This is a genomic window from Flavobacterium sp. WG21 (genome assembly GCF_000335775.1).
GTDB lineage: Bacteria > Bacteroidota > Bacteroidia > Flavobacteriales > Flavobacteriaceae > Flavobacterium > Flavobacterium tructae.
The window spans coordinates 32,592-49,151 of sequence record NZ_AMYW01000034.1 but is presented as its reverse complement, the minus strand read 5'-3'; the positions used below and the strand labels follow the sequence as shown (position 1 = coordinate 49,151).

The 16,560-nt window shown below is 34.7% G+C and carries 17 protein-coding genes; 12 read left to right on the top strand and 5 right to left on the bottom strand.

Features of this window, described 5'->3' with window-relative positions:
- Positions 1-138 precede the first annotated feature (138 nt).
- Both C245_RS0119235 and C245_RS0119230 read left to right on the top strand, forming a co-directional pair.
- Positions 139-1,014: a hypothetical protein gene (locus C245_RS0119235; protein ID WP_017498248.1), complete on the top strand. Its 876-nt coding sequence runs from the start codon at positions 139-141 to the stop codon at positions 1,012-1,014.
- Between the two features lie 408 nt (positions 1,015-1,422).
- Positions 1,423-2,094 (top strand): serine protease, encoded by a 672-nt coding sequence (locus tag C245_RS0119230; RefSeq protein WP_157495920.1) that lies wholly within the window; start codon positions 1,423-1,425, stop codon positions 2,092-2,094.
- 167 nt (positions 2,095-2,261) lie between these two features.
- On the opposite strand, the gene C245_RS0119225 is transcribed toward C245_RS0119230, so the two are convergent.
- Complete coding sequence (locus C245_RS0119225; RefSeq protein ID WP_017498246.1) at positions 2,262-2,732, bottom strand: RadC family protein; 471 nt, start codon at positions 2,730-2,732, stop codon at positions 2,262-2,264.
- Between the two features lie 179 nt (positions 2,733-2,911).
- Between C245_RS0119225 and C245_RS0119215 the strand changes: the two genes are divergently transcribed.
- The 6 genes from C245_RS0119215 (at position 2,912) to C245_RS0119195 (ending at position 6,988) form a co-directional block, all read left to right on the top strand.
- A complete protein-coding gene (locus tag C245_RS0119215) occupies positions 2,912-3,166 on the top strand; it encodes a helix-turn-helix domain-containing protein (RefSeq protein ID WP_017498244.1) in 255 nt (84 codons plus the stop codon).
- 120 nt (positions 3,167-3,286) lie between these two features.
- On the top strand, positions 3,287-3,766 hold the full coding sequence (locus tag C245_RS0119210) for a hypothetical protein (RefSeq protein WP_017498243.1): 480 nt from the start codon (positions 3,287-3,289) through the stop codon (positions 3,764-3,766).
- A 226-nt stretch (positions 3,767-3,992) separates the two neighbouring features.
- Positions 3,993-5,519, top strand: coding sequence for a S10 family peptidase (locus C245_RS0119205; protein ID WP_017498242.1), 1,527 nt, complete (start codon positions 3,993-3,995; stop codon positions 5,517-5,519).
- Between the two features lie 149 nt (positions 5,520-5,668).
- Positions 5,669-5,809 carry a hypothetical protein gene (locus tag C245_RS24660; protein ID WP_232424388.1) on the top strand — a complete coding sequence of 47 codons (141 nt, stop codon included), beginning with the start codon at positions 5,669-5,671 and terminating at the stop codon, positions 5,807-5,809.
- Positions 5,806-6,174: an N-acetyltransferase gene (locus tag C245_RS23300; RefSeq protein WP_232424387.1), complete on the top strand. Its 369-nt coding sequence runs from the start codon at positions 5,806-5,808 to the stop codon at positions 6,172-6,174. The genes C245_RS24660 and C245_RS23300 overlap by 4 nt, the downstream gene beginning before the upstream one ends.
- Before the next feature lie 265 nt (positions 6,175-6,439).
- Positions 6,440-6,988, top strand: a complete 549-nt coding sequence (locus C245_RS0119195) for a HutD family protein (protein ID WP_017498241.1) — start codon at positions 6,440-6,442, stop codon at positions 6,986-6,988.
- A gap of 511 nt (positions 6,989-7,499) precedes the next feature.
- Here C245_RS0119195 and C245_RS0119190 read toward each other — a convergent pair.
- The gene (locus tag C245_RS0119190; protein ID WP_017498240.1) at positions 7,500-8,069 is read right to left on the bottom strand and encodes a Crp/Fnr family transcriptional regulator; all 570 of its coding nucleotides are present in this window, start codon (positions 8,067-8,069) and stop codon (positions 7,500-7,502) included.
- Positions 8,070-8,287: 218 nt separating this feature from the next.
- Between C245_RS0119190 and C245_RS0119185 the strand changes: the two genes are divergently transcribed.
- Positions 8,288-9,400, top strand: coding sequence for a polysaccharide lyase family 1 protein (locus tag C245_RS0119185; protein WP_017498239.1), 1,113 nt, complete (start codon positions 8,288-8,290; stop codon positions 9,398-9,400).
- Positions 9,401-9,723: 323 nt separating this feature from the next.
- Here the strand turns inward: C245_RS0119185 and C245_RS0119175 are convergent, their stop codons facing one another.
- From C245_RS0119175 to C245_RS0119165, 3 genes are all read right to left on the bottom strand, one after another.
- Positions 9,724-10,107: a DUF3037 domain-containing protein gene (locus C245_RS0119175; RefSeq protein ID WP_017498237.1), complete on the bottom strand. Its 384-nt coding sequence runs from the start codon at positions 10,105-10,107 to the stop codon at positions 9,724-9,726.
- Positions 10,097-10,879, bottom strand: coding sequence for a HipA family kinase (locus C245_RS0119170; protein WP_017498236.1), 783 nt, complete (start codon positions 10,877-10,879; stop codon positions 10,097-10,099). The genes C245_RS0119175 and C245_RS0119170 overlap by 11 nt, the downstream gene beginning before the upstream one ends.
- Positions 10,880-11,079: 200 nt before the next feature.
- Entirely contained in the window at positions 11,080-11,925 is an 846-nt protein-coding gene (locus C245_RS0119165) for an NAD(P)H-hydrate dehydratase (RefSeq protein ID WP_017498235.1), read from the bottom strand.
- Between the two features lie 257 nt (positions 11,926-12,182).
- On the opposite strand from C245_RS0119165, the gene gcvT reads away from it, so the two are divergent.
- The 3 genes from gcvT (at position 12,183) to C245_RS0119150 (ending at position 16,434) form a co-directional block, all read left to right on the top strand.
- On the top strand, positions 12,183-13,265 hold the full coding sequence (gcvT, locus tag C245_RS0119160; RefSeq protein ID WP_017498234.1) for a glycine cleavage system aminomethyltransferase GcvT: 1,083 nt from the start codon (positions 12,183-12,185) through the stop codon (positions 13,263-13,265).
- A gap of 234 nt (positions 13,266-13,499) precedes the next feature.
- Positions 13,500-15,530: a S41 family peptidase gene (locus C245_RS0119155; RefSeq protein WP_017498233.1), complete on the top strand. Its 2,031-nt coding sequence runs from the start codon at positions 13,500-13,502 to the stop codon at positions 15,528-15,530.
- A 190-nt stretch (positions 15,531-15,720) separates the two neighbouring features.
- Positions 15,721-16,434 carry a YebC/PmpR family DNA-binding transcriptional regulator gene (locus C245_RS0119150; protein ID WP_017498232.1) on the top strand — a complete coding sequence of 238 codons (714 nt, stop codon included), beginning with the start codon at positions 15,721-15,723 and terminating at the stop codon, positions 16,432-16,434.
- Positions 16,435-16,560: the final 126 nt, after the last annotated feature.

Below are 16,560 nucleotides of genomic sequence, written 5' to 3'. Positions count from 1 at the left end.
GGATTTTAAATGATTTAGGAAATGGAGTTAATAGTAATTTACTTTTTAATGTAAGTAGCTATCACGAACAAGGAAAATCATTTATAGATTTATTTAATAAAATATGGAGTGAAGCTAAAATTTCTAGTCTATATTAAGATGAAAATAGCTGAAAAATTTTTAATTTCATTTTTTTTACTATTTCTTAATCAATCATTTGCTAGTGATTCATTAAGATTAGATATAAAAATAAATAAAGTTTCAGATAGTAAAATTCAATGTAACTTTATCTATCATTTTGATTTAAACAAAAAAGACATTGATATTTATTTAGTGAGTCTTCCATTTAATCAAAATCCAGATTTAAAAACTTCATATATTTCAGAAAATGCCGAATTATTAGTTACTTATGGATTTAATTCGAAAGGAAAAGGGGTTATTAATATTAATTCATTTAAGCAGAAAGTTAAATTTACTATCGAATTTACTAATGTAGAAATAAATCTAAAGTCTTCAACAAGTGACGACAACGGTTTGGTTGCGAATTTAGATTTTTCTGACACTTCATCGTTTATCAATGTCAAAAATATCAAAATATTAACTTTTAATGATATATACATAAAAAATACTGTTTTGATTAACTCATCTCCTAAATTTAAATTAGTTGATGATAGTAATTACCAATTATACTCAGCACAAAAATTAGATAATGTATTTTTTATTGTACCGGAACCTAAAGAATCATATTTAAGTACTTTTTTTATATTAATGACAATCTCAATAATAATTGGATTAATTAGTTCCGTAAAATTACTAAATGGAAAAACTCAATATATTTTAGGCTTAGTTGGTGGAGCTATTTTATTCATATCGTTATTCGTTGTTGTTTTTACAAAAATGATTCCTGAAGATTTCACAAAAGACGTAGACATGATTAGTTTAATAGGAGGCGCAATTGGGTTAAGTTTAGGTTTCATTTTAAATTCAGCTTATAACTTAATTGTAATTAGAACTATAGATCGTCAACAAAGTTAAACTTAGATAATTGATTATTATTTCTACAATAGTATAGTATCTCAAGCTCCCCGCAAGCGCGAACGTCCCGCTCGTGAACACAAAGAAAGCATATTTTAAGTGGAATCGGGTACGAGCGGGACGTTCGCGCTAGCAGGGAGATTTATACCTAAAAGTATGATAATCACAGATTACAATTTTATCTTATCTTTATCAATTTTTAAAATTTAGCAAGAAAAAATACATACATTTGAAAGTAAGAAAAAGAAAAAAACTTTTATCTGTCCAAACTTAGTCCATTTATAAATAAATTTCTCTTCTACTTTAAAAACTGTAACATATTTCAAATAAAAACATGATAATAAAAAACTTAAAAAATACTATCTTTTTTTTATTATGACAACAGCATTCTCTCAAAATGACTCTGATATGATTACCACACATATAATTTCAAGAACAAATCAAATTAAATATAATGCTTCAGTTGGAACCAGCTTCATTTTCGACTATAAAAACAAACAATACTTTATAACTGCGAAGCATGTTGTGAACAATCTAAAAAACAATGATTTTGTTGAATTATTTTATAATAAACAATGGAACAAATATCTTATAAAGCTAGTTGGTCATTCCGCTAATTCCGACATTACGGTATTTTCAATTCCAGATTTTTTAGACAAGTCTGATGGAATCAAAGCTAATTCAAATGAAATGGTATATAGCCAAGAAACTTTTTTTCTAGGATATCCTTATGGAATGCAAAATATTATATCCAATTTTAATTCAGAATTTCCAGTTCCATTTGTAAAAAAGGGAATCCTCTCGAATATATTTATTGAAAAAAACTTTAAAATTTTATTCCTTGACGGAATTAATAACCCCGGATTCTCAGGCGGACCAATTATCTACTACAATAAAAAAAACAATGAATTTTTTCTAGGAGGAATAATATCAGGATATAAACCAGAAATACAAAATGCCACACAGAAAAACATGGAAATTGACATACAATATTCAACTAATACAGGAATAATAATTGGATATGGAATCGAAGAAGCATTAAAATTAATTGAATCAAACCCTATTGGAACGAAAATATAAATTTTGTTAAAACAATTATTTTTCAACCGTGAATAAAAAAAATCTTCTAGCTAACGCTAGCATCTCACTCTATGGACGAGATGAGAAGCTGATTTTAAGTGAATTCGGAACGAGTTAAACACTCACGCTATCTATAACGGTAGTAAATTTACACTCAAATACGAAACTTACATATTACCATTATCCGCAAAAGAGTAATATCCATCTGAAGTAATAATCAAATGATCTACTACTTCTATATCCAGAATTGCGCCCGCATCTTTGACTTTTTTAGTGATCAGTTTATCGGCGGTAGAAGGAAGTGCTTTTCCCGACGGATGATTGTGTAACATGATAATAGCGGTTGCTTTTGCTTTGAGTGCTGCCGTAAACAACAATCTAAGATCAACAGTAGTTGCTGTTATGCCTCCTGTAGACATTTCATAAATTCCAAGTACCCGATTTGCCTTGTTGAGCAAAAGGATTTTAAACTGCTCTAAAAACTCTATTTTGTCCGGATTCCAGGATTGCAAAGCCAGCTTGTAAGTTGCTTTGGACGAAGTAATCTGAGGTCGTTCTGATACTTTTACTTTGGTTTTGTAAATCAGTTCAATTTCTGATGCGATTCTCCAATCTTGCTTTCCTTTCTTCACTTTCATACTAATAAAGATTTACGTTTAATTTCAAACTTTGAGATAAAATCCAAAGCAGGTAATTCAAGCTTTTTAAATAAACTAGAAAAAAACCGTAATCAAATATAGCAAAAAAAACTGTTGTGGTATTATAATGCCACATTTTTATCATTTGTAATATCCAAATTGCTAAAAAATGTTTGGTTATGATAAATGCAGATATAAAAGATAACTTTCTACTACTTTTTGGTAAAAACTTAGAGACTTACAGAAAGAAAAAGAAGTTAAGCTATAGAGAACTTTCACAAAATTGCGATCTTGATCACAGCTATATTAGTAAAATTGAAAAGGGAGAGGTAAATGTGACTTTAGAAACGTTACTTGAGCTAATGAAAGGATTGAATGTTAGTGCAAAAGATCTATTTGACTTTGATTTCGATATTAATAAACTTAATCTTTAAGGCTAACATGAGTATCTCATTCATGAAAACAAAAAAATCAAATCCAACCAGAACTTTCCTAAACAAAATAACTAGAATTTATATTTGACCAGAAATTTCATTCCCGAATTAACCTTTTACATGAACCTTAAAATAATTATTGCTTTCTGTCTGCTTGTTTTGGCAATTTTAAATTACAAAAGAATCTTGTCTTTTATAGATTTTATCAAAGAAAAAAGAGCAATCGAATTTAAGAAAAGAACTAATCTGAATCTTAACACCTTAACAAGAATATCTGCTTATCCAGTCATGTTTCTTTATGGTTTAGAATATTTTTTCCTAAACCGTCCTGTTTTTTACTTTGACGAAAACTATTTCTACAAGGTGACACGAAAAGATCCTGTCGTACAACACAAACTATCGGCTGTAATTGAAGTTAGAAAAACAAATGTCATGATTAACAATAGAAGAGTCTGGAAAGTAATCATAGACGAATTGGGACAACAAACAGGATACAGAATGAGAAGTAATTTTGGAAATTTTGACCTTTTTCTGGAAAAAATAAAAGAAAATCCCAATGCGATTGTGGACGATAAATACATTTGGGGAATTTTTGAATAGTAATTTCGGCTAAAGCCATTCTATCCTATTCTAACTTGTTCCTCCGGCTAAAGCAGGAGGCCATTCTAAAAAATCACGGGCATCCCTACCCTATGTAGACCTTCCTAAAATTACCTCACCTCTCTTGAAGATTAAAAATCCTCACTTATGATTATTTTTATATCTTTAAAAATTCTAAATACAGCCACCTGTTTAGAGCATTAATTTCTATTAACACCCTATTTTTATGAAAAAAACATTACTTGTATTCCTTTTAGCCGGATCCTTAATTTCATCTGCTCAGGAATCAAAACCAAAAGCTCCCCAAGCCCCTGCAAAAGAAGAAAATTCGCCTTCTAATCTTACTTTCAATCCGGATGCTAGTGTTATCACCAATCACTCCGTTACCATAAAAGGACAAAAAGTTCCTTATAAAGCCACAACGGGTACGATGCCGGTTTGGGACGAAGACGGAAAAGCAATTGCTGGATTGTTCTACACCTATTATGAACGTTCTGATGTAAAAGATCAGGCTTCGCGTCCGTTAGTCATTTCCTTTAACGGTGGTCCGGGTTCTGCTTCGGTTTGGATGCAGATTGCTTACACAGGACCGAGTCTCTTAAACATTGATGATGAAGGATATCCTGTACAGCCTTACGGAATAAAAGAAAATCCGTATTCTATTCTGGATGTTGCCGATATCGTCTTTGTAAACCCTGTCAATACGGCTTATTCCAGACCTACCAGCAAAGACATTCCTACTACAAAATTCTTTGGCGTAAATGCCGACATTAAATACCTTGCCGATTGGATCAATGGTTTTGTAACCCGTACCAATCGCTGGGCTTCCCCTAAATACCTAATTGGTGAAAGTTATGGTACTACCCGTGTTTCGGGATTGGCGCTTCAATTGCAAAACAGCCAATGGATGTATCTTAACGGAGTGATTTTGGTTTCTCCAACTGAATTAGGAATAACACGCGGCGTAGTTTCTGATGCTGCTCTTAAATTGCCTTATTTTGCAGCTACTGCCTGGTATCACAAAATGCTTCCGCCTGATCTTCAAAACAAAGATTTAACGGATATGTTACCCGAAGTGGAAGATTTTACCGTAAACGAACTTCTTCCTGCATTGACCAAAGGAGGATCTCTGGACGAACAAAAAAGAAAAGAAATTGGTGCTAAAATAGCGCGTTATTCCGGTATTCCGGAGAAAGTGATCCAGCAAAACAATTTAGACCTTCCTTATGACTATTTTTGGAAAGAGTTATTGAGAGATAAGGGTTATACGGTAGGAAGACTTGATTCGAGATACAAAGGAATTGACCGCAAAGACTCAGGAGAAAGCCCAGATTTTAATGCCGAACTTACTTCCTGGCTGCACTCGTTTACGCCTGCCATCAATATGTACCTGCGCAACAATCTGAACTATAAAACAGATTTTAAATACAATATGTTTGGTTCTGTACATCCTTGGGACAGATCTAACGATAAAACTGGCGAAAACCTGAGACAGGCTATGGCTCAAAACCCCTATTTACATGTCATGGTACAATCCGGATATTATGATGGTGCCTGCGATTACTTTAATTCAAAATACGATTTATGGCAAATGGATCCGAGTGGAAAACTAACGGATAGAATGTCATGGAAAGGTTACAGAAGCGGTCACATGATGTACCTGAGAAAAGCCGATCTGGAAGCTGCCAACGAAGACATCAGAACTTTCATTAAGCAATCCTTGCCTAAAGCCGGACAACCTGCAAAATACTAAATCGAACCTCTTGGGTTTAATGAACAAAAATTGATTTAACACATAGAAATAAAATTTCTCTCGCAGATTTAGCAGACTACTTAGATTATTTTATAATGGTCTTAGAAAACAGTTAAATCTGCGTGAAAAAATTACAACTACAATAATTCATGATTACAAAAGCTTCCTTACAGGACATTCCGGCGTTAACCGTTTTAATCAATTCGGCCTACAGAGGTGAAACCTCCAAAAAAGGCTGGACAACCGAAGCCAATTATTGGAAGGAAAAAGAACTGACGAGCAAGAAATGACCGAAATTTTTCTGGATCCTAAAAATACCATTCTAAAATACACCGAAAAGGACCACATTATAGGTTCGGTTTTACTGGTCGAAAAAGGACACCAATTGTATTTAGGAATGTTAACCGTTTCACCGGAATTACAAAACAGTGGTATCGGGAAAAAGATGCTGGCCGAAGCTGAAAATCATGCAAAAGCTTTGGGACTATCCAGTATTATTATGACAGTGATCTCGGTTCGGGAAGAACTTATTGCGTGGTACAAACGTCACGGCTACGTTGATACTGGCGAGAGAGAAGCCTTTCCGGTAAGTGAGATTCACGTTACTATTTCTGAAGAACCTCTGGAGTTTATTTACTTAGAGAAGGTTATTTAGTTTTAGTTCTTTGATGTTTCATGTTTCATGTTTCATGTTTTACCGCAAAGTTCGCTAAGAATTACGCAAAGGCTCGCAAAGGTTTCTTTTTAATCTCGCAAAGTCGCTAAGATGCAAAGTTTTAGTTTTTACTTTCTTTGATTTTGCGAAATTATTTTTTAAGATGATAAAAAACTTAGCAACTCAGCACCTAAGGACCTTAGTACCTCAGAAAAGCCTTTGAACCTTTATCACTTTGCCTCTCTGAACCTCCAATAATAAAAAAATGATCCTACACCTTTTACCCAAAGAAAATTGTAAACCCGCAGTTTGGAGCGGTGGATTGACTTATGAATATATGATCTATCCAAAAACAGCAAACTACGCCGATAGAGATTTCGCATTCAGAATAAGCAGTGCTACCATAGAGCAGGAACCATCGGTATTTACTCAATTTAAAGGTTATCACCGATATCTGGTTATGCTTGATAACGGCCTGAATATCGAGATAAACCAAGAGAAAAAGGTATATGGTCAATATGAAATCATGGAATTTAACTCCAATGATGTCATAACTTCTTATACAAAAGGTATGGATTTTAACTGGATGGTTTCTGAAAAAATATCCCACCATCAACTGAAAGTAACGAATTCTAATCAAAATTGTAATGCTCAAATTGTACTCTTATTTTCTTTCGATGCAGCCGTTATTCAAATTAATGAGAAACCATACGATTTAAAACCTTATGATTTAATCGTCATTGAAAATCCGGAAAAGACAGATATGACACTTCGCTTTTCTAATAAATGTCTTTTTGGAGTATTGGATTTTTAATTCCGAAATGAATTTAACCGCAACGTTAGCGAAGAGTTAGGCAAAGATTCGCAAAGTTTTTTTGGCAGGTATAGTGTATGCTCGCAAAGACGCGAAGATGCAAAGTTTATGCTTCTTTGTTCTTGCCTCTATTTTTCAAAGTCACACTACTAAAAAACTCAGCCCCTTAGCCTCTTAGAATCTTAATATCCTATCACCAACTGAAAATAACAGCTGCTAGTCAAAATTGTAATGCTCAAATCGTACTTTTATTTTCTTTAGATACAACCGTTATTCAGATTAATGAGAAGCCGTACGATCTAAAACCTTATAATTTATCAGTGATTGAAAATCCGGAATGAATTTAACCGCAACGTTCGCGAAGGGTTACGCAAAGATTCGCAAAGTTTTTTTGGCAGGTATGACATATGCTCGCAAAGGCGCAAAGTTTAAGCTTCTTTCTTCTTGCCTCTTTCTTCTATTTATCAAAGCATACTACTAAAAAAACTCAGCCCCTTAGCCTCTTAGAACCTTAGCAGCTCCTCTTAATCTTTGACAAAAACTCGTGAGAAACTCCCAGATAAGAGGATAAATTCCGGTTATTGATTTTATTTGCTTTATGCGAATAGCGCTTTATAAACTCCAGATACCTTTGTTTAGAAGTTTTGTTCAGGAGATCTATAAGTCTTTGTTGAATGGCAATATTAGCCCTTTCAACCATTAAAATATGAAACTGAATCAGTTTTGGGACTTGCTCAAACAAAAGTGCTTTGTTTTTCTTACTGATCACCAGGATTTCACTTTCTTCTATTGCTTTGATATTATAAGTCGTAGGCTTTTGATGATAGAAGCTTTCAAGATCACAAATCCATTCATTTTCGAAAGAAAAAAAAATGACACTTTCGGTTCCGTTGTCATTTAAAATATAGGTTTTAAAAGTACCTTTCAAAATAAAGCCTTCATAAGAATTCTTTGAATCCTGAATCTGCAGAAATTCGTTTTTCTTAAGTTTAATAAACTTTACTTTTTCAACTACAAAATTCCATTCCTCATCTGTTAACGGAATCTTGCGCTCGATACTTAATCGTAGGTCTTTGTACATATGGTATTTACTTTTTATTCTTACTCAGGGGCGTAAGCAGGTGAATGAATGAAAAATAATGCAATCGATTACACAAAAATATACTTTTTTGTAATGTAACAGCTACCGAAAACACATTTAACAGTAAATTATTTTCAAAACATTGAACTTGTTCAACTTTTTTCATCCTAATTATAAGCAGATTTGCACTATTAACTATTTAACCAAACTTAATTATTATGAAATTTAAATCAACAATCTCAGTGTTTCTATTGACATTGATTTTCGGTTTTGCAGCCTGTAATACCGAAGAAATTGCTACCCCTCAAAGTAGTGAAAATGCTACTATCGAGACCTCTACAACAACTTCCGGCAATTTGACGGCAAAAATTGGAAACTGCGCCCAGGTTCCGGGATGGGCTTCTCAAAATGGAGGAACAACTGGTGGAGGTTCCTCTCCGGAAGAAGTAGTTTCGAATTATACACAGCTGAAATCGGCTATTGAAAACAGTGCGGTAAAAGTGATTAAAGTTACCGGTACCATTACGGTTACTACAAGATTATCACTTCAGGATCAAAGTGGCAAAACCATTTACGGTGCAAGCGGTGCAAAACTGGTTTCTACCAACCAAACGAAAGACGGCTCGGGTATCATCAATATCAAAAGATGCACGAATCTGATTATCAGAAATCTTATTTTTGAAGGTCCGGGTGCTTATGACACAGATGGCTGGGACAATGCTATTTTAGATGATTGTCAAAATGTATGGGTAGACCATTGTGAATTCAGAGATGGGGTTGACGGGAACTTCGATATCAAAAATAAATCAGATTTTGTTACGGTTTCGTATACAAAATTCGGTTATTTAAAAGCTCCTAAAGCCGGAGGTCCCGGAGGTTCTGACGATCACAGGTATTCTAATTTAATTGGTTCCAGTGATGGTGCAACTACCGATCGTGGAAAATTAAGAATCACTTTCGCTCGCTGCTGGTGGGCTCCGGGCTGCAAAGAAAGAATGCCAAGAGTGCGTTTTGGAAAAGTACATCTGGTAAACAACTTCTTTAACAGTACGGTAAGTAATAAATGTATTGCCGCAGGTTTTGAAGCGAGTCTAAATGTAGAAAGCAACGTTTTTGAAGGTGTAAAAACTCCTATCGATCTAATGAGCGGTTTTACTGCTGTTACAGCAACAGACAATGTTTTCACCAATACAACCGGAAATCAAGCCGGAAGTGGTACTGCTTTTACTCCACCCTATTCGATCGTAAAACTGAACAAAACTGCTGTTAAAGCTGATATCTCTGCCAATGCAGGAGCAACTTTAGGCGGCAATATCTGCGGATCGTTTTAATCAGTTACAAATAATAAATACAAGTTAGTTTTATTTTGGAACCATGGATTACAGTTTTGTAGTTCGTGGTTTTTTTGTTTCGGGTTATTTTGTTTCAGGTTATTTTGTTTCAAGTTATTTTGTTTCAAGTTTCAAGTTTCAAGTTTCAGGTTTTGATGCAAAAACTGCAATGATTTTAATCTGTTTTAAATTTTATGAAATATAAAAGTTCGCAAAGCTTTACCTAAAAACTTTGCGAACTTTGCGTAATTCTTTGTGTCCTTTGCGGTTAAAAAAAACTTTGCCACTTTGAACCTTTGAACCTCTGCAACTTTGAACCTCCTCTAAAGCACCAATTCTTCAAATAATCTCTGAATCGTCTTTTCTAAGTCCTGACATAAGCCCGGATGAGGTCTTGACGTTTGTATTGCAGAACTTCTAATGGCTGTGAGCCATCTAAAACGTTCCGGAATCTCAAATTCAGCGATTGGTCCGCCGTCTTTGGCTCCATTAACAATTTTCTCTAATGACGTTAAATTACATTCTAACTGTTCGATGTCAAAATCGGCAGAAAGGGCTTGTATTCTTTCTTTATTCAGATGAAAAAGAACTTTTATGAATTTCTTTTTTTTGCAAAACAAAATGATTCCGATATTCAGAAACTCTTCGCGCTCTACTCTTGGCACCACGCGGATTACGGCATACTCATATAAGTGATTATCTTGCATTTTGCGCCTGGTTTACAAAGATTTCTGAATGATTTAATCGGGTCTGCAAAAACTGCAAATACACATTTCGCAAGGTTTCCGGTTCTTCCTCGGTATCTTCCCATTGCAGCCATTCCAGTGGAATTGTATTTACAATCTCTTCTAATATTTCGTGCGCTAAAAGTGCTTTAAATTCAGCATCCACTTCCTTTAAAAGCGAAGCTTGCGGCAGTAAGACATGGTCTTTAATTAATGCAAACGGACTTTTGGCATGCTGTTCCCAATTGTTCCAGGAATGATGAAAATACAAGCACGCTCCGTGATCAATCAGCCATAGTTCTTTATGCCAAATTAGCATATTTGTATTTTTGAAAGTACGGTCGACATTAGTGATATAAGCATCCAGCCAAACAATTTGTGAAGCCAGCTTAGCATCAACGGTGGTCACAACAGGATCGAATGTAATGGCTCCCGATAAAAAATGGAGTGCCAGATTTAATCCCTGACTTCCCTGCAGTAAATCCTGAATTTCTTCATCAGCTTCGGTTCTTCCAAACGCTTCGTCAAGATTGGCGAAAACTAATTCCGGAAGCTGCAATTTTAAGGCTTTTGCGATTTGTCCACCCACCAATTCGGCAATCAAAGCTTTTACACCGTGACCGGCTCCTCTAAATTTTAAGACGTATTTAAAATCGTCATCGGCTTCTGCCAAAGCAGGTAAAGAACCTCCCTCGCGCAATGGCGTTATATAACGCATGACGTTTACTGTTCTGAGATCGAAGTTGTTTTTCATGAATACAAACTTAGTAATTTAGATTTTTAGATTGTTGGATTTTTAGAATATTAGATTTGCTTGGACTGCTTAGACTTTTTTTACCGCAAAGTTCGCGAGGGTTTTGTCTTTAAGATTTTTATAAAGCGTAAAGGTTCGCAAGGCTTTGTGTAAAATCTTTGCGAACCTTTGCGTAAACCTTTGCGAACTTAGCGGTTAAATTAAACCAAACTCAAAAAAGCTTTTCCCAAATACTTAATAATAGTAGAAGCCGTAAAAGATTCATAACCTGTTTTTGGTAACGCAATATCGGCTGTGAGTCCGTGGAGGAAAACGCCTAGTTTTGCTGCGTATTTAGGTTCGTAGCCCTGAGCCAGTAAGCCTGTAATGATTCCTGTGAGGGTATCTCCGCTTCCGGCAGTGGCTAAAGCTGCATTTCCCGTGGTGTTTTCGTAAATCTCAGTCTTAATGATGATGTAGGTTGGTGCGCCTTTCATGACAATGATTACTTTGTACTTTTCTGAAAAAGCAATCGTTTTTTGAATTTTTTCCGATTCTGAATTCCACTTACCTATTAAACGCTCAAGTTCTTTCGGATGTGGGGTCAGAATAGTATTTTCAGGAACTAATTCGAGCCAGGTTAAATTTTCTGCCAAAATATTCAGAGCATCAGCATCCAATACTAAAACAGATTTGTTCACTCTTAAAAACTCAAAAAGCGCTTTTTGAGTACCCAGTTCCACTCCTATTCCGGGTCCAATTCCGATGGCCTGTGGTACTAACGGAAGATGAATGCTAGTCAGGAAATTAGTGTTTTCATCAGTTATTACCATCACTTCCGGAATCGAGATCTGCAGAATTTGATAACCGCATTTGGGTACAAAAACCGTTACTAGTCCGCAACCCGATTTTAAACAGGATTTTGATGCTAAAACTGCCGCTCCTACTTTTCCGTAACTTCCGGCAATGATAACGGCATGCCCCTGAAGTCCCTTATGAGTTATAGGATTTACCGGTTTGAGAAATTTTAAAACCTCTTCTCTTGTAATTAGAAATGGATCTTTCATCAGACAGATTTAATTACTTAAAGTTACATAAAAAATAAAGATGTAGGCACTCCGTAAGATCCTAAAGTCAGATTCTGTTATCACTAGTATGTTCTTTCATTCCTTAGAAAACCAAAACACCAAAAAACTATTGAAACTGCGGGATATTGCTTCGTATGCATAAATCGGGCAAGAATATTGCGAATTTTAATAATTTAGTATATAAATCTTCGATATTTTTTAAATAAATTTGCGACACAATTTTATAAAACAACACAATGAAAAATACTGCGCTTACGCACATACATGAGAGTTTGGGAGCGAAAATGCTACCTTTTGCCGGATACAATATGCCTATTACCTATGAGGGCGTAAATGCTGAACACGAAACAGTTCGCAACAGTGTGGGCGTTTTTGACGTTTCGCATATGGGAGAATTTTTGTTGACAGGTCCAAATGCTTTGGCTTTGATTCAAAAAGTAACTTCAAATGATGCTTCGACTTTAACGATCGGAAGAGCACAATATTCTTGTCTGCCAAACAACGAAGGTGGAATTGTAGATGATTTGATTGTATATAAAATGAAAGAAGAAGAGTATTTACTGGTTGTAAATGCTTCAAATATCGAAAAAGACTGGAACTGGATTTCTTCACACAATGATTTGGGTGTTGAAATGAAAAACATTTCTGATGATTATTCTTTATTGGCCATTCAGGGACCAAAAGCGGTTGAAGCTATGCAGTCTTTATCTTCTATCGACTTAGGAGCTATTACGTATTATCATTTTGAGGTGGCTGATTTTGCAGGATTCAACGATGTAATTATTTCTGCGACTGGTTATACCGGTTCTGGCGGATTTGAAATTTACTGTAAAAATGCCGATGCTGAAGCTATCTGGAATAAAGTTTTCGAAGCAGGTGCTGCTTTCGGAATTAAACCTATCGGATTAGCTGCTCGTGATACATTACGTCTTGAAATGGGATTCTGTTTGTACGGAAATGATATTAACGATGCTACTTCACCTTTAGAGGCAGGATTAGGCTGGATCACTAAGTTTACTAAAGATTTTACCAATTCTGAAAATCTGAAAAAACAAAAAGAAGAAGGTGTTACCCGTAAATTAATTGCTTTCGAAATGCAGGAGCGTGCGGTACCAAGACATGACTACGAGATTGTAGATGCTTCAGGTGCTGTGATTGGTGTAGTAACTTCGGGAACTATGTCTCCTTCTATGAACAAAGGTATTGGATTAGGATATGTTACGGTAAATAATAGTGCCGTTGACAGCGATATCTTTATCAGAATCAGAAAAAATGATGTAGCTGCAAAAGTGGTTAAATTACCTTTTTATAAGAAATAATATTTTATCCTAAATATTCTAAAAATGCATTGCTTAACAAGTGATGCATTTTTTTTATAGTTTTTTTTCTGCCACAAATTCACAAATGATTGTAAAAAAAAAGGCTGCCAAATTCGCGAATTCGTGGCGAAAACTTCGCAGAATAAAATTTATCTGAATGTAAGAATTTTTAGAAAAGTATATCCTTTTATGAAAAAATAAACGTAATTTTAGTCTGAACGAAGATTTCGATTTATGAAAAAAATAGCACTGGCGTTGATTCTAACCACAAATATTCTATTTAGTCAAAGTGGCGATTCCACTTGCGAAATAGTCAACAAAATAAATGCCGTTATTCAGGAAGATCACATCCGACCAAAACCCGTTGATGATAGCTTGTCGATTTTTGTTTTTGATAATCTGATCAACGAATTAGATCCTTCCCGAAATATTTTTTTTAAAACGGAGTATGATGAAATGGCAGAGAAATACCGCAAAAACCTGGACGATTTTATTCTTAGTAATGATTGCAGTTTTTTAGCTGATATTACTTCCAAATACAAAGAAAGTCTTTTGAGAACAAAAAAGGTTCTTGAAAAAATTCAAACCGCACCTATCGATTACAGCAAAACAGATACGATCCGGTTTTATAAAAAATCATTTCCTTTTTACCTTAAAAAAGAAAACCTTGAAAAAGTATGGCTTAAAAAAATCCGCTACCAGATTTTGGATGAGATAGCCGAACTAAGTGACAATTTAGATTCAATTAAAGTCAATTTTCAATCGATAGAGTCCAAATCAAAAAAACTAATTTTATCCAATGAAATATGCCGAATCAATACGCTTTTAGAGACAAATGTCAGACAGGAAGAAAAGTTCTACAATTTCTTTTGTACCTACTTTGATCCGCATTCTGCCTATTTTAGTGACGATTCTAAAACGAGCTTTGTGGCTTCACTCTCTAAAGAACATTTATCTTTAGGGATGACTGTCAATTTAAATGAAAAGAATGAAATCATTGTAGCCGAAGTTGATCCTAATGGTCCTGCTTATCAAACTGGTCAGATCAAAAAAGGCGATCAGATCATTTCAATATCCAACCAAAAAGAAACTTTGCAGGTTTCCTGTGCTTCGCTGGAATCTATCTCCACTTTGATTTTATCGGAATCTAACAAAAGCATCACACTAACTTTAAAACGAAACTCGGGTAAAAGCTTTGACGTTTATATCGAAAAAAAGGTGATGAAAGACGAAGAGAATTCTGTTTTTAGCTTTATTGTTGGAAAGGAAAGTAAAATTGGGTACATCAAAATTCCAAGTTTCTACGCTGACTTAGAAGGCAATAGCCGAAAAGGCTGTGCTGATGATGTGGCTCGCGAAGTTATAAAACTGGAAAGAGACAATATAAAAGGACTCGTAATTGATTTGATTGACAATGGCGGCGGATCGATGGAAGAAGCAATAAAACTAGCCGGAATGTTTATTGACTATGGACCACTTTCTATAGTTGTAGATCGTAATCAGGGAAAATCGATTATCAATGATCCTTATAAAGGTTTGATTTATAAAGGTCCAATAGTCATTCTGGTCAATAGCAATACTGCCTCGGCAAGTGAATTCTTTTCCTCTATATTACAGGATTATAACCGTGCTTTATTACTAGGAAGTACTACGCTTGGAAAAGCGACCATGCAAACCATTCTTTCGCTTGACGAAACTAAAAACACTGATTTTTTAAAAATTACAATTAACAAATTTTACAGAGTTACAGGTAAAAGTCATCAATATATTGGAGTAAAACCGGATGTAATTCTTCCTGAATTCTATGAAAATGTTTATCAACGAGAAAGCAATTTTCCTACCGCCATTAAAAATGATAGTATCACACCGTCATTAAAATTTAAGCCTTATGTAAAAAGATCCCTAATCGACAAATTAGCTCAAAATAGTACAACAAGATTGGCAGACAATTACTTTTTCAATAACATAAAAGAGATCAATCAAAAAATTGATAAACTTATCAATACTCCAAAAGCCGAAATACCGATGACTATAGATGCGGTCTTCAAACAGAAAAAAGTAGTGAACTCACTTTGGACCGAAATCAATACTTTTAACGATGAAAACAACCCTCTGGATGTGTATAATTCGACAGTAAATCAGTTTCTGCTGGGTGTATACCCTAATGACAAAACAATCAACCAATACCAGATTGACAATCTAAAAACGAATCCCTATCTAAATGAAGCCGTAAATGTTATTAATGAGTTTAATGCGTGGAAATAGCTCTAGGCTATAAGCTGTAGGTATTGGACGTTAGACTTTCTACTTTACAAAAGGGAGTTCGGATAACCTTAAACCGTAAACTTTAAACTTTTTAACCTCTAAGTCCTAACTATCACTAAAAAAGAATTCAATTGATTTTGGAAAAATAAGGAATAACCGTATTTTTGCCACACAAAACTAAAAATTAGAAATGGGAAGAGCGTTCGAATTTAGAAAAGGAAGAAAAATGAAACGTTGGTCAGCAATGGCTAAAACATTTACCCGAATTGGTAAAGATATCGTTATGGCCGTTAAAGAAGGTGGTCCCAACCCGGAGGCCAATTCTAGATTAAGAGCTGTAATACAAAATGCAAAAGCCGCTAACATGCCTAAGGACAATGTCGAGCGTGCGATAAAAAATGCAAGTAATAAAGATACTGCCAACTATAAAGAGATTCTGTTTGAAGGATATGCTCCACACGGAATTGCTATTTTAATTGAAACAGCATCTGACAATAATAACAGAACGGTAGCAAACATCAGAAGCTATTTTAACAAATGTAATGGAACAATGGGAACACAAGGTTCTGTTGAGTTTATGTTTGATCATACTTGTAATTTCAGAATTACAAAAGGTGAAATTGATGCTGAAGAATTAGAGTTAGAACTAATTGATTTTGGTGCGGAGGAAGTTTTTGAAGACGAAGACGGAATTTTAATCTACGCCCCTTTTGGAAGCTTCGGAGCTTTACAAAAAGAACTGGAAAACAGAGGCTTGGAGATCTTATCTTCAGGATTTGAACGTATCCCTCAAATTACAAAAGAACTTACAGAAGCTCAAATCGCAGACGTTGAAAAACTAATCGAAAAAATCGAAGAAGATGACGACGTAATGAATGTTTATCACACCATGAAAGAAGAGTAAACACTTATATTTCAACACCATACAAAAAACTCCGGGTTTCTCCGGAGTTTTTTTTTGCCCTAATGTGGAAAGCCGTAAAGAATATTCTTAAAGATTGCTTATGTTTGGCAAAATTTTAACAAAACC